Genomic DNA, 22347 nt, shown 5'->3' with positions numbered 1-22347 from the left:
TAAAAAGCTAAAAGCTAGTTCCCCTCTCCATTTCGGAGAGGGGGCTAGGGGTGAGGTGCAATCGTTGCACGACACTCACCACCTCACCATTTCACCATCTCACCTCCCATGACTCCCTATTTCTACAAAGAACCCGTCCTCACGCTCGACAACATCTCCATGTCCTTCGGCGGCGAATTGGTGCTGCGCGACATCAGCGCCCAGGTGCTCGACGTGGTGCGGCCGAACATGAAGCAAGGGCAGGTGGTCGGCTTCTACGGCCGCTCAGGCATTGGTAAGTCGGTGCTGTGCCGCATTATGGCTGGCCTCGTGGCCCCGAGCAAAGGCACCGTGCAAGTAGGCGTGGAGCAAGAACCCGTGAAGCCGGGCGCGGTGGGCTTCGTGCAGCAGCGCTACCCGCTGTTCAACCACCGCACGCTGGTCGATAACCTGCTAGTGGCCGCCGAGCGCAAGTACAACCCCGAGGAAGCCCGCCAGCAGGTGGAAAGCTACCTAGAGCGCTTCTGCCTCACGCCGCACCGCAAAAAGTACCCGGCGCACCTCTCCGGCGGCCAGCGTCAACGGGCCGCCATTGCCCAGCAGCTCCTCTGCTCCGACCACCTTATCCTGCTCGACGAGCCCTTTTCCGGCCTCGACATCGCCATGATCGACGAGGTGAAAAAGATCATTGTGGAAGTGACCACCATGGACGAGCTCAACACTGTTATCATCGTCTCCCACGACATCGTGACCACCACCGCCCTCGCCGACCGCCTCTGGCTGCTAGGCTACGAACGCGACGCCGCCGGCAACCTGCTGCCCGGCGCCACCATCAACCAGCAGCACCAATACAACCTCGCCGAGATGGGCCTAGCCTGGCACCCAAACGTGGAAGCCGAGCCAGAGTTCGCGCAGTTTGTGGAAGAGATTAAGGAAGAGATTCGGCAGAGTTAGATGATGATATGATTGAACGATGTAGAGACGCGACACTTCGCGTCTCGGCGTTGAACGACTGAGGCGAGGGTTTACTTCTGGATAGCTATTTGATTTATCACCTACTAATAAATTTAACGATTATCGTTCAACGGCGAGACGCGAAGTGTCGCGTCTCTACAGTGGGTATACATGATGGAAGATGCACATTATCAGGAAAAGTACCGCGTAGCTTCAACGCGGTTACCCGGCTATGACTATGGGCAAAGTGGAGCCTACTTTGTAACTATCTGTACAAAAAGTCGCCAGCCTTATTTTGGAACGATAAAAGTTCCGGATGGACATTGGGACTCAGCTTTCTTACAACCTAGCATGTTGGGCAGAAAAGCACTAGAGTGCTGGGACTTCATACCTCAACATGCGCCGTTTGTTCAGCTAGATGCTTTCGTGTTAATGCCCGACCATTTGCACGGCATACTGCTGTTCGACAAAGAAGCATCAGAGGATAGTACACCTACACAGAATGACGGCAGCCGCTTTGGACCTCAATCCCAAAACCTCGCGTCCGTCTTGCGCGGATTCAAATCGGCTGTTACTACCTATGCGCGCCACAACAATCTTGAGTTTGAATGGCAAGCGCGCTTTCACGACCGAGTTGTGCGCAATCAGCATGAATTAGAGCGCATCAGCGCGTATATTCTAACAAATCCTACTCGTTGGCAAAAAGAGCACGACAACGGCGAAGGTCTATTTCGTTGAGCGGTGTAGAGACGCGACACTTCGCGTTTCCTCGTTGAACGACCTAGCAAGAACAACCTAGGTAAACAACATCAGCAACGACAAGACGCGAAGTGTCGCGTCTCTACACAGCAACGGACTGTTACCTTCGCTTCAACTATTTTCCTTTGTTATATGCCTACCGGCACACTTCTCCTCATCGACGACGAAGCCCGCTTGCGCCAGCTGCTCGCTAGGGTGCTAGAGCTGGAAGGCTACACGGTCGTACAAGCGCCCGACGCCTACCGCGGCCTCGAATTGCTCCAACAGCACGCCGAGGAGGTGCTGGTCGTCATCTCCGACGTGAAGCTGCCCGATGCCAACGGCGTCGATCTGCTGCCCAAGTTCAAGGCCAAAGCGCCCGACGCGGAAGTTGTGCTGCTGACCGCCTTTGGCACCATCCCCGACGGCGTGCGGGCCATGAAGCAAGGCGCCTTCGACTACCTGACCAAAGGTGACTTCGAGCAGCAGCTCGTGGTGGTGGTGGAGCGGGCCGCCGAAAAAGCTAGGTTGCGCCGCCGCGTGACCGAGCTGGAAAAGAAAGTCGGCCAGCGCCACAGCTTTTCCTCCATGATCGGCGAATCGGCGGCGCTGCGCAAGGCCCAGAACCTAGGCGAGCAAGTAGCCCCCACCGACTCGACGGTGCTGCTGGAAGGCCCCACTGGCTCGGGCAAGGAGCTGTTTGCGCAAGCCATCCACCAAGCCAGCGAGCGGCGCCTGAAGTCGTTTGTAGCCGTAAACTGTAGCGCCTTCCCGAAGGATCTGCTGGAGTCGGAGCTGTTCGGCTACAAGAAAGGTGCTTTCACCGGCGCCCTCACCGACAAGAAAGGCTTGCTGGAAGAAGCCAACGGCGGCACGCTGTTCCTAGATGAAATCGGCGAGCTGGAGCTGAACGTGCAGGCGAAGTTTCTGCGGGTGCTAGAGTTGCAACAGTTCACCAAGCTCGGCGACACTAAACCTAGCTCCGTGAACGTGCGCCTCGTGGCGGCCACCAACCGCAACCTCAAGCAGGAAGCCGCCGAGGGCCGGTTCCGCCCCGATCTGTACTACCGCCTCTCGGTGTTCACCATCGACGTGCCGCCGCTCAAAGCCAGGCCCTCCGACGTGCCGCTGCTGGCGAACTTCTTCCTGCAATACTTCGCGGCCAAACTAGGTAAGCGTCTGCCCGGCTTCGAGCCCGAATGCCTGCGCCTACTCCAGCAATATGAGTGGCCCGGCAATGTGCGCGAACTGAAGAACGTGCTCGAACGCGCCGCCATCCTCGCCCTCCCCAACGAACTCCTCACTGCCGACCTGCTCCCCGACGAGTTTCACGCCCGTGCCCGCCCCGTCCGCCTCGATGGCGACGACGACAGCCTGCGCGCCGTGGAAGCCCGCCACATCAGCCGCATCATGCTCGATCTGCAAGGCAACAAGCCGGAAGTCGCCAAAAAGCTAGGTATCGGTCTAACCACGCTCTACCGAAAGTTGCAAGAGTACAGCATTGAGAGCTAGGTAGTAGTTTACTCCACAGAACGTCATGCTGAGCCCCGCGAAGCATCTCTACCGCCTCGTTGCTAATACTGAACGATGTAGAGACGCAATATTTTGCGTCTCCTCGTTGAACGACCGGTCTGGAACGACGGAACACAAACAACGTCAGCAACGAGGAGACGCAAAATATTGCGCCTCTACAACCGACTAAGATGAATTGTCCATCATGTCTTTAAAAACCAAAATCCGGCTGAGCATTCTCACCATGCTAGGGTTGTTGCTGGGGCTAGGTGGCTACGCGTTTTTCACCATTCAGCGGCTAGAAGGTGGTGCGCGCGCCATGCAGCAGCGCAACTTCTTCTCCGTCGAATACGGGCAACAGATGCTGCTGGCGCTGGAGCAAATGGAGACGCAGCCTACCATAACGGCACCCTTGGAGCAATTCCGGCGAGCCCTGACCCGCGAGGCCACCAACATCACCGAGCCCGGCGAGCTAGAACTGGTCGACTCGCTCACCCAAACCCTAGCCGACTACCAACGTCTGCTCGATGATCGGGCGCCGCTTGCCCAACGCTTGGCGATGCTGCACCAACTCCGCGCAAAAACGCACCGGGTAGTTAGCCTAAACACCAAGTCTTTTAACGCTGAAACGCAGCGGGCCACTATCTCGGCGGCGCAGGCGCGGCGCTCGGTGCTGGTGTTCCTGGGGCTGAGTGCCTTGCTCGGGACAACGTTGGTCGTGCGGCTGCCGCGCATCTTGGTGCGGCCGTTGCGCCGCCTCACGGCGCAGGTGGAGGATGTGGCTGGCCCCGGTCCCGCCACGCGCGTGGCCGTCAGTCAGCACGATGAAGTAGGCAGCATGGCGGAGGCCGTAAACCGCGTGCTGGTGCAGGCCCAGGACGACCGCCGCGCCACCCGCGCCGAGCTGATAACGGAGCGCAACCGCATGGAAAGCATCGTGCAGAGCCTAGATGAAGGTCTGCTGCTAGTAGACCAGAATCGCAATATCCGGCTGGCGAATAAGGTTGCTTGTGAACTGCTAGGTCAATCAGCGGAGCAGCTGGTGGGGCACTTGGCGGAAGAAGTAGCGAAAGAGAATGAGCTGCTAGGTCGTGTGCTAGCGCCTTTGGACTTGCCTCCGCAGGCCGACCCGGCGAAGTTGTCGCCGGTGTTTACCTTGTTCTATAACGGCGAGGAAGCGTACTACCGCCTCACTGTGCACCCTATCGTTTCCTTCAACGAGGCGGTGGAAAAGACCGAGTTTGTGGGCCATATTCTCTCGCTACGCAACATCTCGGAGTTCAAGAAGCTCGACCAAGTGAAGTCTAACTTCCTGGCCACCGTATCGCACGAGCTGAAAACCCCACTGGCGAGCATCAACCTGAGTCTGATGTTGTTGCAAGACGAGCGCACCGACGTGGCCGAGCGCCAGCGCATTGCCAGCGGCATCCGCGACGAAACCCAGCGCCTCCTCGGCATGGTCAGCCAACTCCTCGACGTAGCCCGCCTCGACGCGGGCGCTGGTATCAAGCTCAACGTGCAAACCGTGGCCCTAGCCGACGTAGTACGCTACGCCACCGAAACGGTACGCCCCCAACTCGAAGACAAAGAGCTAGATCTGGAAATTCAGGTTTCGCCTAGCCTACCCACCGTGCACGCCGACCTAGAGAAAACAACGTGGGTGCTGATCAACCTGCTATCCAACGCCATTCGCTATTCGCCGCACCGCGAAGCGCTGGTTATCAAAGCAGTGCAGTGGGGCGACATGGTGCGCTTGAGCGTGCAAGACCACGGACCGGGCATTTCGAGCCAATACCACAAACGCATCTTCCAACGCTTCGCACAAGTACCAAACCCCGGCGGCCAGCGGGGTGGCTCGGGCCTAGGTCTGAGCTTATCACGTGAGTTCATCACGGCGCAAGGTGGCCAACTGTGGGTAGAAAGTGCCCCCGAGCGGGGAAGCTTGTTTCTGTTCACTCTGCCCTTGGCCGTGCAAGAAAGCCCCGTAGAAGTAGTTGATCAGAGTTACGTCGAGTAAGAACTTAGTCAATATAGGCCGTCATTTCGACCAGCGGGAGAAATCTCGCGTGCAATGGTAACTTCAATTGGCAGAACTACCGATGGCACGCGAGATTTCTCCCGCTGGTCGAAATGACGTTTTTCGCCTGCTCATCCAGATTGCAAATCCAACCGAGCACTAGCCTATCGTTCCGCTAGGCCGGATTTGCAATCCGGCCTTCAGGAGTTGGGGATTTGTAATCCCCTGCTCGCAAAGCGAGCACACGGTACTAATGCGACCAGACCAAAACACAACAGCACGGTTCCGGCGGATTACAAATCCGCTGCTCTGAAAGCCGGATTGCAAATCCGGCCTAGCGTTCGTGTCCTAGCTCTGCGTAAGATTTGGCTGATCAACATCGGCTTTCCTGGTCACGTGGGCACGCTTCGCTATTAAGGTAAAGTCATATTCCTATAGAAGCCTAGAAGAGCTAAGTTTTTGCCGTTTCTTTGTCATAAGCTCGGGTAGTGGCTAGCGTTAGGAAAGCTAGCCGTCCGCCTGAGTTGTACAGCTCATCAACGACAAAATAGTAGCGGCGGACTCAGATGATGTTTGCCTGCTTAACAGCTTAGTTAGTAATACGCAGCATGAAAGTTAAAAAAGCAGTCATTACCGCGGCGGCTCGCGGCGAGCGGTTGTACCCGGTAGCCGATACCATTCAGAAGGCCATGCTGCCCGTGATTGACGTGGATGGGTTGCACAAGCCCGTCATCCAGATTATTGCTGAAGAAGCACTGGCCAGCGGTATTGAGGAAATCTGCATCATCTGCGCCCCCGGCGACGGCGAGCGGTATTTGAGCGCTTTCGGCTCCTTGCGCGACAATTTGGTGAAGTCGTACAAAGGCAGCGACTGGGCCAAAGACGAGGCCGAGAAAATTGATAACCTGCTCAGCCGCATTCAGTTCGCGGAGCAATCGGAGCCGCTAGGGTATGGCCATGCCATCTACTGCGCCCGCGAGTTTGTGGGCAACGAGCCTTTCCTGCTGCTGCTCGGTGACTACCTCTACGTGTCGGATGTGGCGGGCAAGCGCTGCGCCGCGCAATTGCTGGAGCTAGCTTCCCAAGCCGAGTGCGCCGTATCGGCTGTCAACCCAACTATTGAGCATCAGATCGGGCGCTACGGTACGCTCACTGGCAAGCACCTAGCGGGCGAAGTAGGCATCTACCAGATTGATAAGATCATTGAAAAGCCGTCATTGAGCACTGCCGAGCTGGAGTTGCAGACGCCGGGCCTGCGGGCTGGTTATTACCTCTGCTTCTTTGGCATGCACGTGCTAACGCCCACCGTGTTCGAGATTCTGCAAAAGCACATCGAGCAGGGCGGCACCAACATTCTGCTCACGCCCGCTTTGCAGGAGCTAGCCGCTACCGAGAAATACCTAGCCCTGGAAGTGAAAGGCAACCGCTACGACCTGAGCCGTCGGCAAGGTTTGCTGCGCGCCCAAGTAGCCCTCGGCCTAGCCGGTGAAGCCCACGACGAGACGCTGACCACGATGGTGGAATTGTTGGCCGAGGCCAATAACCGCAAGTCGAAGTAGGCTGATCTGATAGCATGATGTAGAGACGCAATATTTTGCGTCTCCTCGTTGCTGATGTTTTTTCGCTGCATAGCCCGGCGCCGGTCGTTCAACGACGAGACGCAAAATATTGCGTCTCTACACCCCGTTTACTCATGAATATCTTTATAGAAACCATCGTTTCGACTGACCCCGCCAAGCGGGACCGGTCGTTTTACGATATCAGTAAGCCGCTGGCGGCAAAGGAATTGCTGGCGAATCTGCGGGAGCTAGACGAGTTCCGCAAGACCACGCCTAGCTTGTACGATAAGGTTCGCGCCATTCTATTCCTGTACGCGGGCTTCCGATTTTTCCTGCAAGAATCGAAGGATGTGCCAGCCGTGGGCCGCATCTCGTATGCCGGCTTCGAGGATTTGCTGGCGCGTCGTTTCGAACACGCTATCAGCACCTTCCTGCACGAGCTGGATGTGAAAGGACCGAGCGCCACGCTGTTTAGTGCCCTGGCCGATAGCTACCACCACCTGTCGTTCCAGATCCTCGCCGACCAAGTGCGTAAGAGCGTGCGGTCGAGCAAGGGCAACCAGTGGATGTTCCGGGTAGGTCACCAAGCCGAGCACCCCATTCGCATCCATCCGCGGCTGTTGGAGCGGCCTGATGGGTCGCTGTTTTACCCTATCCTGCACGAGCAAACCTCCGTGCGCATGGACCTCACGCACAGCGGCTGGTCGGATATTTTCTTCCTGGGCATGGATTACCCGGAGGGCGCCCGCGTCATCAACCTCTCGATTGACCTAGGGGTGTTCGGCCGCGACAAAGACATTCGGCCGCCGCTGAATGCCTACGTGCGCGTCATTCCCGAGCCGGTGCTGCGCGTGACGAGCATCGACCTGAATACTAGCAAGGACATCACCGACCTAGCCGACCTGTTCAACTTCGGCAACGACTACCTGAGCCTCGTAAAAGCCGGCATCATCGCCTCGGGCCTGATTCCGCCGTCGTTTGAAGGCACAAACCAATCGTTGCCCGAAATCCTGGCCCGCATGGTGGCGCCGGGTATGGGTATCGAGTTGGTAACCAAGGTAAACGATATTCCGAAAGGCTCGCGCTTTGCCGTTTCGACCAACCTGCTCGGCTCCATTATCAGCTTGCTGATGCGCGCCTCGGGGCAAACCAAGAACCTGGAAGGCGGCCTCGACGAACCCGAGCGTCGCTTGGTAGCCTCGCGCGCCATCCTAGGGGAGTGGATCGGGGGCTCGGGCGGCGGCTGGCAAGATTCGGGTGGTGTGTGGCCGGGCATTAAGGCCATTCAGGGCACCTTCGCGCAGCCCGGCGACCCGGAGTTTGACATCAGCCGCGGTACGCTGTTGCCGCGCCACCGCGTGTTGCAGGGCGAGGAAGTGCACCCCGAAATGGAGGAGCGCATCATGAACTCGCTGGTGCTCATGCACGGCGGCATGGCGTCCAACGTGGGCCCCATCCTGGAAATGGTAACGGAGAAATACCTGCTCCGTGGCAGCCGCGAAACCCTCGCCCGCCAGCAGACCAACGAGATTTTCGACAACATCCTAGGTTCCATTCGCGAAGGCGACATTCAAAAGCTAGGTGCCAACACGGCCCGCAACTTCGAAGGCCCGATCAAGACGATCATTCCGTGGGCGTCGACCTTCTTTACCGAGGAACTGATCCGCCGGGCCAAGCAGCGCTTCGGCGACGATTATTACGGCTTCCTGATGCTCGGCGGTATGTCGGGGGGCGGTATGGGCATGTTCGTGAACCCGGCGCACTACGAAGACTACAAAGTGCGGGTGCTGGAGCTGCTGCGCGAAACGAAGAAGGAATTGTCTGATTCGCTGCCGTTTGCGGTGGAGCCCGTGGTGTACAACTGGAACATCAACCCGAAAGGCACCTGGAGCACCCTGCGCACCAGCACCGACGCGCTGATGCCGGAGCAGTACTATGCCATTCATGTGTCGGACTTGGTGAAGAAAGACCCGGCCACGATTTCCTACGTGCGCCGTGCCGAAATCGACTTCTTCACCACGCACTGCGAGCAGAATAACCTAGCTTATCCGTTGCTGCGCACCATCGTCAGCAACTTGTTCAAAGTGTCGGACCCGAGCACCCAGGGCAACCGCGGCGCCGAAAACGAGAAAGCCGACCGTATCAAAAAGGAAAATGGCTTCGACTACGTGCAGCACGAAGACCTGCGGGAGGAGTTGCAAAAAGGGCGCATCGGCTTGTCGCGCAACCGCTTGTCGGCCGAAACGACCATTGAAGACGTGAAGCCCGGCGACGTGGTGCAGTTCGACGAGCTGCCCGACGTAACGCCGCGCGGCGAACACGCCATCCGAACCGGCAAAGTGGCCGTGATGAGCCTCGCTGCCGGCGTGGGTAGCCGCTGGACCAAGGGTGCGGGTGTTATTAAAGCCCTGAACCCTTTCGTAGAAATCGACGGCCGCCACCGCAGTTTCCTGGAAATTCACCTAGCCAAAACGCGCAAAGTAGCCGAGCGATACAACGCGGTGATTCCGCACATTGTGGCTACGAGCTACCTCACGCACGAGCCCATTCGCAACAAGCTAGCCTCGAACCAAAACTACGGCTACACCGGCCCGGTGCTGCTGTCGGAAGGCCGCTCGATTGGGCAGCGCTACGTGCCGATGGAGCGCGATTTGCGCTTCCTGTGGGAAGAAATGCCCCAGGAAACGCTCGACGAGAACAAGCAAAAAGTGCGCGAAGCCGGCCGCCAGAGCATGATTGCCTGGGCCAAAGGCAAAGGCGAAGGCTCTGACTACGTAGACAACATTGCCGCGCAGCGCTTCTCGCCTCTAGGTCACTGGTACGAGGTATCGAACCTGCTACGCAACGGCACCCTCGCCCGCTTGCTCCGCGAGCAGCCGCAGGTGGAAACTATTATGCTGCACAACATCGACACCCTAGGGGCCGATGTGCACGCCGCTGCCCTAGGGTACCACCTCGCTTCTGGCAACGTTTTGACCTTCGAGGTGATAGCGCGCCGCATTGAGGACCGCGGCGGCGGGCTTGCCCGTGTAAACGACCGGGTGCGCTTGCTGGAAGGCCTCGCCCAGCCCCGCGAAGACGACGAGCTAGCCTTGAGTTATTATAACTCGATGACGACCTGGATTCAGATCGATCCGCTGCTGGCCCTCTTCGGCCTCACCCGTGAGGATTTGCAAACCGGCGACGATGCCCGACTGGCCAAAGCCGTGCGCAGCGTAGCGCATCGCATCCCGACGTACGTCACGATCAAAGATGTGAAGTATCGTTGGGGCCACGGTCAGGAAGACATCTATCCCGTCGCCCAAATTGAAAAGCTGTGGAGCGACATGTCGGCCCTGCCGGATGTGAAGTGCGGCTACATCGTGGTACCGCGCCAGCGCGGCCAGCAGATGAAGGACCCCGCCCAGCTCGACTCCTGGGTAACGGACGGCAGCAAGGATCACATCGTTTCGCTCGGCGTGTTTAGCTAGCCGGAATTATCTACTAAATTCTAGACCGTCATGCTGAGCTTGTCGAAGCATCTCTACCGCCAAAGTAATCTGATTACTAACGCAGTAGAGATGCTTCGGCAAGCTCAGCATGACGGTCTTCTTTTTGCTTTGCTACCTAATAAGCGCTAACAAATCACGCGCAATGCCCGGCCATGGCTGGTTCAAATCCAACGTGACGATGCGGACCGGGTGACCACCTAGGGTGTAGCGTAGATCAACCTCCTGCGTGGCGGCGGGGTAAAGTAAGATACCTTCGAGGTGCTGATCAGCTTCTAGCGGCTGGTTCTGGAGATACGCGTAGAGCTGGTAGAGGTGCGGGGCGATGAGACGCTGGCGGTCGTAACGCTGCCGCAGGGCGGTGGCGTAATATTTCGTGTCCAGAATGATCTTGCGTGAAGCGGATTCCAGCGTCGTGTCCGTAATCATGCTGGGGAGCAGATGCATGTCGGTGGGCTGCTCGGCGTCGGCTTGCCAGGCAATGGTTTCGGATAGCACCCGAAACTGCCGCTGCTCGTGGCGGTAGAAATTGCGCACGAAAGCTTCGAACAGCTGCGCCATCAGGCGCTCGTCGCGGCGGAAGTCGCGGAAGCGGGTGCGGCCATCGGCGTTGGGCTCAGGTAAGGCGCTGTAGTACAGTAGCTCACAGATGTTGAGCAGAAAGCTCTCAGGACCACTCAGGCGCTGGCGGCGTACGTGACGGAGCGTGTGGCGTGTAAACGGCGCCGGCACCAAGCTAGTCGGAAAACGGTTGCGCAACAGGCGCAGCTCGTGGCGTTGCGTGCGCGGTAGTAAGTGGCTGCGCATCAGCTGCTCCACAGTGCCAAGGAGCAGACGGTTGAACGCCGAATCCGAACCTAGCTCATCGTAGGCGCACACGGCGCGCCCTTGGCGCAGCAAGTCGCGGTGTAGGGTAGGGGTGAGCAGCAGCCGGCCGCGCAACGCCTGTACTTCCTCTTCGCGCTCGGTGTACGCATTCTGAAGCCCTTGCCGCAAGAGTCGGCGCGTGCCCGTGAGCAGCACCTGCGCTAGCAGCTCCAAAGGCCGGTGAAACTCGGTAGGCGAGGTTGTGACCAGTTCGTCGCGCTCCGGCAGGCGGTTCCAGGCGTAGCAGAGTAGGTAGTACAGGTTTTGAATCGGAATCATGAGCGACACACTATAGCGAAGGCTTTGTAGTCTACGCGGAACGGGCAATGCTGGAAGATCAGGCAGTGTGAGTCTCCCCAGCGCGGACTACCAAGTCTGCGCTACATTAGGCACCAGCTAACAGCCGCTTCTTGTGCGCCGCGGCTTTGGTCGGTTGATCGAGCCAATAATCATCCAACAGCGGCGCAATTTCTTGTTCTAAAATCAAGGTAAGCCACGCCTCGGCGGCATTGGGGTCGGCGGGTGGTTGGCAGAAATAGCTGTGGCCAATCTGAAAATCGGGACCTAGCTCTGGGTCGTCGGCAATGGCGCAGTTCAGCTCCGTTAGGCGCGTCAGGAGGCGTTGAATAACCATAGCGGGTACGCCCGTTGCGGTTAAGGCTTCCTGCAAACGCACCCCAAACTCTGGCTCTAAGCCCACGAAGGCGAAGCGTCGGCGCAGGGCATAATCTAGCGGTGCCAGGGACCGGTCGGCAGTGTTCATGGTGCCAATGACAAACACGTTCTCGGGCACGAAAAACCTAGGTTCGGTGGCTGCTGCGTACGGCAGGCGCACAGCATGCGCTGGGCCGCGCTTGTCGGCTTCTAGGAGCAGCAGCAACTCGCCAAAGATTCGGCTCAGGTTGCCACGGTTGATTTCATCGATGAGTAAAAAGTACGGCCGCTCGGGGTCAGCAGTGGCTTTACGGCAGAAGTCGAGCAGCACGCCGGGCGTGAGGCGGAATGTGCCTTTGCCATCGGGCCGGAAGCCTTGTACGAAGTCTTCGTAGCTATAGCTGGGGTGAAACTGCACCAGTTCAACACGGTACGAGTCGGTAGCACCTAGCTCCAGCCACGCCAGCCGGCGCGCTAAAAACGTCTTTCCCGTGCCGGGCGGACCTTGCAAGATTAAATTGCGCCGACGTTGCAGCGCAGCTAAGGCACTATCTAGCTTTTCTTCGCTGATAAATAACTCTGCTAAAGCGGTAGCCCGGTCGTATGGCGCTGCTGACGGCGGAGTGCCATAGCTAGGCGCCGGCTCCTCTACCTCCGTGGTATCCGTGGTAAAGGATGTGGCCTGCTTGGCAGAGTTAGCAGCAGATTCCGGGGCCGGACCCGTGTACAAGTCGCGCATTGCTTCCTGCGCGGCCACATCACCATCGAGGGGCGAGTTGGCGAGCGTAGGGCGTTTGGCGGCCACCGTAAAATCGAGCTGTTCGAGCAGGCCGTTGGTTGGGGCGCCAGCGGGCAGGGGCCAAGTGGCCTCAGGCTGGTCGGTAGCTAGGCGGTAAGCGAGCTGCACCACCGGCCGCGGCGGGTAGCGCCGGCCTTTGTACACTAAGTCGTACACCGTGCTCGGGCGCAGCTGAATGCCTTCGCGCTCGATGTGGCGGATGGCACGCAGCACATGGTCGCGGGTGAGGTCGGAAGGAGCAAGCATTACAGGTAAAAGTACGGCTAAAACACAGGTAGCCGCCAGAAAATGCCCGATAGCAGGTCAAAAAGAAAGGCGCTGGCTAAGTCAGCGGATGCCAACCTAGCCAGCGCCTACGCGCCGGGCAGTCTACTTCTGCTGCGTAGTTTTCTTCTTGCCGTCGGGCTTATCCTTCACGGTCGTTTCGTTGTCTTTTTCTTTGTTCTTAGTAGCCGGATCTGTGTGTTGCGGCGTGGTGGGGGTGCTGGTCTGAGCCATGGTAGTGGGCGAAAGGTGAGTGGAAGAAACCCATTGCCCAACCGGACAACGGTATTGATCAGCTTGTACGGCGTAGCGCCCATCCCGACTAGCTCATAGGCTAAATACATGCTAGGTCAACCCTAACTTTTGCTTTTCTTGCCGCTTCATCACACGTGCTACTGCTATGCGCACCTTCAACTGGGGCATCATCGGACTCGGCAAAATCGCCCACAAATTTGCCGACAGCCTAGCGCTGCTGCCCAATGCCCGGCTCTACGGCGTCGCCTCCCGAAGCGAAGCCAAAGCCCAGGAGTTTGCCGCCAAATTCGGCGCTGCGCACGCCTGCGGCAGCTACGAAGAGTTGCTGAAGCTGCCCGACCTAGATGCCGTGTACATTGCCACGCCCCACTCCGAGCACCACGCTCATACGCTGCTGTGCCTGCGCGCCGGGGTGCCCGTGCTGTGCGAAAAAGCCTTTGCCCTCAATGCCCAGCAAGCTGCCGAAATGATTACCGCGGCCCGCGAGCAGAAAGTGTTTCTCATGGAAGCCTTCTGGACGCGCTTCTTCCCAGCCGTGAAGGAGGCGCTGAAGATTGTGCAAGCCGGTGAGCTAGGGGAGATAAAGCACATCGTGGCTGACTTTGGCTTCAAGGCGTCTTACGACCCAGAGGGCCGCCTTTACAACCCGGCGCTGGCAGGCGGCAGCTTGCTCGATATTGGCGTGTATCCGCTGTTTATCAGCAAGCTCATGCTAGGTAATCCGACGGAAGTGCAAGCCGTAGCTACGTTCGCCCCGACGGGTGTCGATACTAATTGCGCCATGTCCTTGGCCTACGCAAATGGCGCAACCGCTAGCTTGTTCTCCACCGTAGCCGCCCAAACCGACACGGCCTGCCGCATTTACGGCTCCGAAGCTAGCCTGCACTTCAACGGCCGTTTTCACGCGTCGGATGGTCTGACGATTTATCGCGAGGGGGAAGAACCTAGGGTCGTCAACTGCGAAAAGAAGGGCTACGGCTACTACTACGAGGCCGAGCACGTGCAGGAATGCTTGGAACAAGGTCTGCTAGAAAGCCCGCTGTTGCCCCTCGGTTTTAGTCTGGAGCTGATGCAACTGCTCGATCAAATCCGGGAGAAGATCGGCCTGCGGTACCCCGGGGAGAGCTAATGAAAACCTAGCCTCATGTGGTTGGCACTTGTTCACTAAATAGTGCTTTCTACAAGCTAGCTTTCAAAGAGTATATGAGGAATGGTATACTGCTCCTGTGGAGTCTGTTAGTAACTAGCGTGAGGGGTTTATTTTGAAAAAGATTCGCTTGCGCAAGGACTTCGTAGGGCGTGGCAATTGTAAATAAGCTGCCGGAGCGCTATTCTACACCTACCGTTCGCCGGATACCTAGCTTTTTCATGCGGGCCTCCAGCGTCTTGGCATTGATGTCGAGTAATACGGCCGCGCCATTAGGGCCACTTACCCGCCCGCCTGTGCGCTTGAGCGCCGCCAAAATATGGTCGCGCTCCTGGTCGCGTAGCGTTTTGATGGGCGCATGATCGGGCAACGGAATAGGCGGGGAGGCCTGCGCGGCGGCGGCAGAGAAGCCCGAGAATTCTAGAAATGGCCCGGTTGAAATGATAACGGCTTGCTCTAGCACGTGCTCTAGCTCGCGGATATTGCCAGGCCAGCTGTACTGCTGCATAGCGCGCAGGTCCCGTTCCCGCAGGCCGCGCACGGGCTTAGCCATCTTCTTGGTGAGGCGCTCAAGGAAGTAACGGATAAGCGGCTCAATGTCCTCGGGCCGCTCGCGTAGGGCAGGGAGCTTGATGGGGAATACATTGAGCCGGTAGTAGAGGTCGGCGCGGAAATGACCAGCGGCTACCTCGTCTTCGAGCACGCGGTTGGTAGCCGCAATGACGCGAACATTGGTCTTGATTACGCGTCGGCCACCGATGCGCTCAAATTCCTTTTCCTGCAACACGCGCAGCAACTTGGCCTGCAAGTCGAGCGGCAGCTCCCCAATCTCGTCCAGGAAAATAGTGCCGCCGTCGGCTAGCTCAAACTTGCCGATCCGCCGGTCTACCGCTCCTGTGAAAGCGCCTTTCTCATGGCCAAATAACTCACTTTCAATAAGCTGTGCCGGCAAGGCCGCGCAGTTAAGCTTGATCAAAGCACGATCTTTCCGCGGGGAAAGGTTGTGCAAGGCGCGGGCCGCCAGCTCCTTGCCGGTGCCCGTTTCGCCCGTTACCAGCACGGTGGTGTCGGTGGAGGCTACTTGCTGAATGCGCGTTAAGGCTGGCTGTAGCGCGGGGCTGCTACCGATAAACTCGCCGAAGTTAGCCGTGGTGTTGATTTCATCAATCAGGTAGGTGCGCTCCCGTTCTAGTTGCGCCCGCAAGCTCTCGATCTGCTCGAAGGCAAACAGGTTTTTGAGCGCCAACGTGATTTGCGGCACCAGGCCCAGAATCAGTTCCAGGTCTTCGTCGCTAAAGTTGCTTTCCTGCTGACTCGACAAAATGAGGACGGCAGCCTGATCGTCGCGAACCCACAGGGGCGCCGTCAGGATTGAGCAAGTGCCATGATGACGCCGAATTTGCTCAAGCAAGCGGTAGTGTTGAGCTAGGTTAGCAAAATCTGCCCCCGCGTACAAGGCAGGTTTTACGAACAGTTCAAACGCTTCCGCTTCCATCTGGGCATAATCGGGCACGGCGTTCCAGCGGTTTGGGTCGAGTGGCTCGAAGATGCCCTCCGCCTGTTTGCGCAGCTCCACAAACGCCTCCCGGACCCCACCCTGGCGCTGAATGCGCACGCCAAAGTAGTCGTAGGGCACTACCCGGTTTATCTCACTAGCTACTCGTTGAAAAAGTTGTTCACGCTCCTTGATGGTCAGCAGCGCATTATTGACCGCGAGCTGAATAGTCTTCTCTCGCTCGCGGCGAGCCATTTCCTCAAACGCAATGGTATTGCTAACCGCAACGGCGACTAGGCTACTGATCTTTTCAAGCAGCGTTACATCAGCTTCTCCGAAGCTAGGGTGTTTGCGCGAAGCTAGGCACAACAAACCGGCTAGGGTGCCGCCCGTGCGCATAGGGGCAATGGTAATGTAGTGGATGCCTTGCTCAACCATCAAGCAGAAAGGAGAGTCCGGGTAGTGCTCTAACACATCTTGGATGGCAACAGTGTGTACCTCCGGGTTGCGAAGAAAATACTCGGTGGCGGTGCCAGCTACCGGACTAAGCTTGTTAGGGTTGTGAAGCTTAGGAGCTAGGTTGTTGATAGCTAAATAATCACGGAAGAACAACCGCTTGTGGCGGCCTTCTGGGTCGAGCGTGACAATAACAATCGTTTCGAAGGGAAAGATCAGCCGCAGTTTCTCAGTTACGATCTTAAACAACGAATTCTTATCCCGGGTAGTGGCAATAGCCTCATTTAGATAAAGCAATAGCGACTCATCTTGATTAGGCATAACAGTAGGAGCGGAAGAAGTATCTGACATAAAAACGAAACAAGCGCCGAGCAAAAGAGTGCTCTTTTATCTAGTAAAGATACTACGTGGTAGGTCTAATTTCCTGTTATTTAAGGAATAATATTGAGGATATCCTTAAATAACAGGAAATAAATGAGTATGAAAGCAGCCGATTTATTTAACATTAAAACTTTTTTAATCTTTTTTAGTATTGATAATCAAGAAGTTGAAAGCAAAATAAATTATAAACCAGGGGCTGGCATAAGGTTAGGTTATAGGTCGGCACCAACAAGTCGTACACTCGTATGCATTTCCGACCTCAATTTGCTGCACCACTACTCGCTCTCAGTTTCCTGACGGCGGGTGCAGCGCATGCTCAAACGGCCGTTCCGGCCGATTCTCTTACGTTAGATGCTACCATTCGTGCCGTGTTGGAAGCCAACCCCGGCATTCTGAGCTTGCAAGAGCAAGTAAATGCGGCCCAGGGTCGCGTTGCGCAGAGCCGCACGGGATACCTGCCTTACGTAACTGGCACAGCTACTTATACGCGCGTCGACCCGGTGGTAAAATTGCCACTTGGTGATCAGGTGTTTCAGTTGGCTCCCAACAACAACTACGATACGCATATCACGGCTCAGTATATGTTGCTGGACTTCGGCAAAAATGCCGCTACTGTCAGCGCCGCTACTGCCGCTGCCACTACCGTTGCTGATAACGTCGTAACCGGTCAGCGTGACCTCGCTTACGAAGCCGTGCAGGTGTATTACTCCATTTTATTCCTGCGCCAGGGTATTCGGGTGCAAGAATCGCAGATTGCTTCTTTGCAGCAGCACCAGCGCGAAATGGAAAAACGCGTGCAAGGCGGCGTGAGTACGCAGTTTGACGTGACCAGCACGCAAGTGCGAATTGCGCAGGCACAAGACACGCGTATCGATCTGCAAAACCAGCTGCACAACCAGCAGGCCGAGCTAGCTCGTTTGCTACACCGCCCCGAGTATACTGAAGTGCCCGTACGCGGCGCGTTCACCTACAACCCGCAGCAGGTTGACGTAAACACCATGTTTACACAAGCAGCTGAAAATCGGCCCGAAGTGAAAGCCGCCCGTGATGCGGAAGCCGCGGCTACTGCTCAGTTGCGCCTGATCGAAAAGAGCAACTTGCCTAGCCTAGGTGCGCAAGCGCAGGCTGGTGGCAAAAACGGCTACGTGCCCCAGCTAGATAGATTCCGCGCCAACTCAGTGGTTGCTTTGCAGCTAGCAGTGCCAATCTATGACGGTAACCGCAACAAAAACCAGCGCGTAGAAGCTGCCGCTAACATTCGCGCCGCGCAAGCCCGCATTCAGGACACGCAAAATCGGGTGCGCTCCGATGTGCAGCAGGCCGTGAACAACATGCAGTCGAGCAGCGCCCGCTACGACAACTCCACTGTGCAGGTGAACCAAGCCACCGACGCCCTGAACCGGGCGAAGTCGCGCTACCGCTACGGTGTGGGTACCAACCTCGACGTGCTGGATGCTGAAACTCAACTCGCCCAGGCGCGGCTGTCGCGGCTGCAATCTATCTACAACTACACTATTGGTCAGTACCAGTTGAAGCGCGCTACCGGCGAGCAGATCTGGTAGAGAGTAGTGGAGTGACCGGGTAGCTAGGTAAAGTCGTCCTAACGGCTTAGCAAGCTACTGAATGGTCACTCAGCCACTCTATCACGCAGTCACTCAATGAAATTGACCACAGTTCTTTGTCCGCTTGATTTTTCGGCCGCTTCGGAGCCACTCATACGGTATGCTACGGCCTTAGCCGCTGCAACTGGTGCTGAGCTGCGCCTCGTGCATGTGCTGGAGCCGCAGCCCAAAGCCCTAACAGCTTCGGCCGCCCGCGACCTAGAGGTAGCTCGGCAGCTGGCTACGTACCGGGCCACGGCCGAAGAAGCCGGCGCCCGGGTAAGCACCGTCCTGTTGCAGGGCGATGCCGCCACCGAAATTGTGGATGAAGCCAAGCGCCATCCCGCCGATTTGGTTGTTATCGGAGCACATGGGCAAACGGGGCTTACTCGCTTCCTGATGGGCAGCACCGCCGAAGCCGTTGTGCGCGCTGCACCTTGTGCCACTTTACTCGTAAAACCCTGTGCTGCTGACACTGCGTATCGTCAGTCAGCATAATTAACATCTTTAGAATAGGCGTACGAAGCTAGGCTAGCAGCTCTTCGCACTGGTAGTTGGTTATCGAAACGTGTTTTCGCTCATTTTCTCTCTGAATATTTTCTCTAAGCTTTTCATATGGCAACCTCTGTTCAACACGATCCGGCCGTAGCGCCAAATCAAAACGCTGCTCAGCCTCCCGTAGTCGAAGTGGATGAGCAACCAGAAGGTCGCTCTAAGCGCCCCATCATTCTTGTTATCCTCGCGCTGATTCTGCTGGTAGGGGGCTACTTTGGGTGGCAGCGCTACCAGTTCGGACAAGCGCACGAAGACACGGACGACGCCCAAGTAGAAGGCGACGTGTACCCCATCATTCCGCGCGTGGGTGGCCCCGTGCTGCAAGTGAAAGTCGACGACAACCAAGTCGTGAAAAAAGGTGAAGTGCTTGTAACGCTCGACGCAGCCGATTACCAGCAGCGCGTTGATGCGGCCCAAGCAGCCCTCGCGGCAGCACAGGCAAACGTGGTAGCAGCTCGCACCTCTATCGGGACGGCACAGGCGCAAGTGAGCGCCGCCCGCGCTACCATTGGCGTGAGTGCTGCCAACCGGGCTCGTTTGCAAAAAGACTTGCAGCGGAGCACCTTCCTGCGCAAAGAAGATATCATTCCGCAAAGCGACTACGATGCGGTGCAAGCCAACTTGGAATCTACTACTGCCCAGCGCGCCACAGCCGAACAGCAAGTGCGCGTAGCTAGCCAGCAGGTAGCCTCGGCTCAGCAGCAAGTAGCAGTGGCTCAAGCCATTGTAAAGCAGCGCCAGACCGATCTCAACAACGCTAAGCTACAACTCAGCTACACGACCATCGTGGCCCCTGGCGACGGAGTGGTGAGCCGCAAGAACGTGCAGCCCGGCCAAGTAGTAGCACCTGGTCAGCAACTGATGGGCCTAGTAGCTAGCAACCGCACATGGGTGGTGGCCAACTTCAAAGAGACACAGCTGGAAAACATGAAAGTAGGTCAGCCCGTGAGCATCGAGGTTGATGCTTATCCGAACGAGGAGTTCCAAGGCCACATCGAGTCGCTATCGGCCGCTACTGGTGCCCGCTTCGCTCTGCTGCCCCCCGACAACTCGACCGGTAACTTCGTGAAAGTAACCCAGCGCGTACCCGTGAAGATTGCGCTGGACAAAGTAGACCCCGAGCATCCGCTGCGCGCTGGTATGAGCGTGACGGCTACGGTGAAAGTAAAATAAGTTTAATGCACGGTGCTTAGTGTTGGGTGCGTGTTGATGGATGATAGCACCTACACTAGGCATTTGTGTACTAAGCCTTAAGCTGAAAAACATTGGAAACTGGATTCACCAAATGGATTATCGTCATCACGGTGGTGATGTGCTGCTTGCTCGAGCTGATTGATACCAGCATCGTGAACGTAGCCCTCACCCAGATGATGGGTAACCTTTCGGCTACGCAGCAGGAAGTAAGCTGGGTAGTGGCCTCGTACGCCATTGCCAACGTTATCGTGATTCCGATGACGGGCTTCCTAGGCGAGCAGTTTGGCCGTAAGAACTACTACCTAGGTTCGGTTATTCTCTTCACCCTGGCTTCTATGGCCTGCGGACAGAGCACTGACATCTGGGAGCTGGTAGCCTTCCGCTTCATTCAAGGCGTAGGCGGTGGGGCCCTAATGGCTACCTCACAGGCTATCCTCATTGACACCTTTCCGCCTAATCAGCTCGCCCTTGGGCAAGCGTTGTTCGGTATGGGTGTCATCATTGGTCCTACTATTGGCCCAACCCTTGGGGGCTTTATTGTGGATAACTACGACTGGCCCTGGATCTTCTACGTGAACGTGCCCGTTGGCATCCTCGCTTCTATCTTCACGGCGCTGTTTATTCGCGACCCTGATCGGATCAAAAACGCCATACCTAGGCCGTTCCTGGAAATCGATTGGGCTGGCGTGTTCTTATTGATCCTAGGAGTGGGTTCATTGCAGCTGGTGCTGGAGCAAGGTGAGCGGGAAGACTGGTTTGAGGAGCCTTACATCGTATGGTTCACCATCCTAACTTTTGTTGGCATGGTCGGCTTCATCTGGCGGGAACTGACAGCCAAGCAGCCCATCGTGGATTTGCGAGTGCTGAGCAAGAGCCGCAACCTAGCTATTGGGGCATTCTTGTCCTTTATCCTAGGGTTTGGTTTGTTCGCCTCAGTATTTGTGTTCCCTATTTTCTGCCAGCGTATTCTTGGCTTCTCGGCTGAGCAAACGGGGTATCTGTTGCTGCCGGGCGCGTTGCTCTCAGGCTTTATGATGCCGGTGGTAGGGAAAATGATTCAGTCGGGCGTCTCGCAAAAATTCATGCTGCCCGTTGGTTTCACCGTGTTCTTCATCTTCTCCTACTGGATGAGCACCCAAATCACACCCTTGGCTGGACAAAGCGACTTTTTCTGGCCGCTGATGCTCCGTGGTTTCGGGTTGAGCCTGCTGTTCTTGCCTATCACGACCATGTCGTTGTCGGGTATTAGCGGCAAAGATGCTGGTCAGGCTGCTGGTCTCACGGGTATGATTCGTCAGCTAGGTGGTTCGTTTGGGGTAGCCCTAGTGGGTACTTACCTGGAGCGCGCTACCATGCACAACCGCGTGGCCTTGCTTCCTAATATCTCGCTCTACAGCACTGAAACGCAGCAGCGTCTGCAAGGCTTTATTGCCAACTTCATGGCCCAAGGCTCCGATTTGGTGAAAGCCCAGCAACAAGCATACGCTGCCTTGGAAGGTACCCTCATGAAGCAAACGGCGATTATTACCTACGCCCAAATATTCTTGATGATTGGTGGCTTCTTCCTGCTATGCCTACCGCTGGTGTTGCTCATCAAGCGCGCCAAGCCCGGCGAGAAAGTAGACCTGAACGCTGCTCACTAATTGCAAGAGTAGCTGAGTACATTTATTAGACAACAAAAAAGCCCTTCGTCAATTGCGAGGGGCTTTTTTGTTGTCTGTTGTAGGGAAAGGTGTGGACTGAATAAGTGCCCACTCTACTCTATAGCATCATTCCGCCCGTTGCTTCGAGGCGCTGGCCGTTGAGCCACCGGGCGGCATCCGTGCAGAGGAAGGCGACAATGCCGCCGATGTCGTCGGGCTCGGCCACGCGGCCTAGAGCCGTAATACCGGCCACGTAGGTGCGGATTTCAGGCGTATCCGTCATGGCGCCGCCCCCGAATACGGCCCCAGGCGCTACCACGTTGGCCGCAATGCCGCGGCTGCCTAGCTCCAAGGCCAAGTAGCGCGTGAACACTTCCACTGCTCCTTTCATACTGGCGTAGGCTGAGCTCCCGGCGAAAGCCACCCGCGTGGTACCGGAGGAAATATTAATAATCCGGCCGCCGTCGCGTAGCAAGGGCAACGCCTTTTGGGTGAGGAAATACACGCCTTTGAAATGAATGTTCAGCATCTCATCAAACTGCGCCTCGGTGGTCTCGGCAATGGGGGCGGTGAGGCTGGTGCCGGCGTTGTTGATGAGGAAGTCGAACCGGTCGGTGCCGAAGGTACCGGCTAGGGTTGTGGTGACTTGGGCAAAGAAGGCGTCAAACGTGCTGATGTCGGCGGCGTTCAGGGGTAGGGCGGCGGCGCGGCGACCTAGGCCTTCGATGTCGGCCACCACGGCGGCGGCTTCGGCTTGTTGGCTGCGGTAGGTCAGGATAACGTCGATGC

16 protein-coding genes are annotated in these 22347 nt (G+C 57.1%); 11 read left to right on the top strand and 5 right to left on the bottom strand.

Features of this window, described 5'->3' with window-relative positions:
• The first annotated feature begins 108 nt into the window (after positions 1-108).
• From BXP70_RS13045 to BXP70_RS13020, 6 genes are all read left to right on the top strand, one after another.
• Complete coding sequence (locus BXP70_RS13045; RefSeq protein WP_086594539.1) at positions 109-933, top strand: ATP-binding cassette domain-containing protein; 825 nt, start codon at positions 109-111, stop codon at positions 931-933.
• 171 nt (positions 934-1104) lie between these two features.
• Positions 1105-1671: a transposase gene (locus tag BXP70_RS13040; RefSeq protein WP_143436485.1), complete on the top strand. Its 567-nt coding sequence runs from the start codon at positions 1105-1107 to the stop codon at positions 1669-1671.
• A 153-nt stretch (positions 1672-1824) separates the two neighbouring features.
• Entirely contained in the window at positions 1825-3183 is a 1359-nt protein-coding gene (locus BXP70_RS13035) for a sigma-54-dependent transcriptional regulator (protein WP_086594537.1), read from the top strand.
• A gap of 205 nt (positions 3184-3388) precedes the next feature.
• Positions 3389-5200: a sensor histidine kinase gene (locus BXP70_RS13030; RefSeq protein WP_086594536.1), complete on the top strand. Its 1812-nt coding sequence runs from the start codon at positions 3389-3391 to the stop codon at positions 5198-5200.
• A 608-nt stretch (positions 5201-5808) separates the two neighbouring features.
• Entirely contained in the window at positions 5809-6759 is a 951-nt protein-coding gene (locus tag BXP70_RS13025; protein ID WP_086594535.1) for a UTP--glucose-1-phosphate uridylyltransferase, read from the top strand.
• 134 nt (positions 6760-6893) lie between these two features.
• Entirely contained in the window at positions 6894-10229 is a 3336-nt protein-coding gene (locus BXP70_RS13020) for a UTP--glucose-1-phosphate uridylyltransferase (RefSeq protein ID WP_086594534.1), read from the top strand.
• A gap of 132 nt (positions 10230-10361) precedes the next feature.
• Here the strand turns inward: BXP70_RS13020 and BXP70_RS13015 are convergent, their stop codons facing one another.
• The 3 genes from BXP70_RS13015 to BXP70_RS30805 form a co-directional block, all read right to left on the bottom strand.
• Positions 10362-11393, bottom strand: a complete 1032-nt coding sequence (locus tag BXP70_RS13015) for a 5-methylcytosine restriction system specificity protein McrC (RefSeq protein WP_086594533.1) — start codon at positions 11391-11393, stop codon at positions 10362-10364.
• Between the two features lie 106 nt (positions 11394-11499).
• Entirely contained in the window at positions 11500-12813 is a 1314-nt protein-coding gene (locus BXP70_RS13010) for an AAA family ATPase (protein ID WP_086594532.1), read from the bottom strand.
• A 123-nt stretch (positions 12814-12936) separates the two neighbouring features.
• Positions 12937-13065 (bottom strand): hypothetical protein, encoded by a 129-nt coding sequence (locus BXP70_RS30805; protein ID WP_262490756.1) that lies wholly within the window; start codon positions 13063-13065, stop codon positions 12937-12939.
• Positions 13066-13231: 166 nt separating this feature from the next.
• Between BXP70_RS30805 and BXP70_RS13005 the strand changes: the two genes are divergently transcribed.
• The gene (locus BXP70_RS13005; protein ID WP_086594531.1) at positions 13232-14215 is read left to right on the top strand and encodes a Gfo/Idh/MocA family protein; all 984 of its coding nucleotides are present in this window, start codon (positions 13232-13234) and stop codon (positions 14213-14215) included.
• A gap of 199 nt (positions 14216-14414) precedes the next feature.
• On the opposite strand, the gene BXP70_RS13000 is transcribed toward BXP70_RS13005, so the two are convergent.
• Entirely contained in the window at positions 14415-16505 is a 2091-nt protein-coding gene (locus tag BXP70_RS13000) for a sigma-54-dependent Fis family transcriptional regulator (RefSeq protein WP_179197683.1), read from the bottom strand.
• A 305-nt stretch (positions 16506-16810) separates the two neighbouring features.
• On the opposite strand from BXP70_RS13000, the gene BXP70_RS12995 reads away from it, so the two are divergent.
• The 4 genes from BXP70_RS12995 to BXP70_RS12980 all read left to right on the top strand — a co-directional run bounded on the left by BXP70_RS12995 (position 16811) and on the right by BXP70_RS12980 (position 21558).
• Complete coding sequence (locus tag BXP70_RS12995; protein ID WP_086594529.1) at positions 16811-18127, top strand: TolC family protein; 1317 nt, start codon at positions 16811-16813, stop codon at positions 18125-18127.
• 96 nt (positions 18128-18223) lie between these two features.
• A complete protein-coding gene (locus BXP70_RS12990; protein ID WP_086594528.1) occupies positions 18224-18664 on the top strand; it encodes a universal stress protein in 441 nt (146 codons plus the stop codon).
• A gap of 117 nt (positions 18665-18781) precedes the next feature.
• Entirely contained in the window at positions 18782-19894 is a 1113-nt protein-coding gene (locus BXP70_RS12985; RefSeq protein WP_086594527.1) for an HlyD family secretion protein, read from the top strand.
• Positions 19895-19986: 92 nt separating this feature from the next.
• Entirely contained in the window at positions 19987-21558 is a 1572-nt protein-coding gene (locus BXP70_RS12980) for a DHA2 family efflux MFS transporter permease subunit (RefSeq protein ID WP_086594526.1), read from the top strand.
• 118 nt (positions 21559-21676) lie between these two features.
• Here BXP70_RS12980 and BXP70_RS12975 read toward each other — a convergent pair whose 3' ends face one another.
• On the bottom strand, positions 21677-22345 hold the full coding sequence (locus BXP70_RS12975; protein WP_086594525.1) for an SDR family NAD(P)-dependent oxidoreductase: 669 nt from the start codon (positions 22343-22345) through the stop codon (positions 21677-21679).
• Positions 22346-22347 lie beyond the last annotated feature (2 nt).

Origin of the sequence: Hymenobacter crusticola, assembly GCF_002154225.1 — a bacterium.
Lineage (GTDB): Bacteria > Bacteroidota > Bacteroidia > Cytophagales > Hymenobacteraceae > Hymenobacter > Hymenobacter crusticola.
This window is presented reverse-complemented; position numbering and strand designations above follow the sequence as displayed.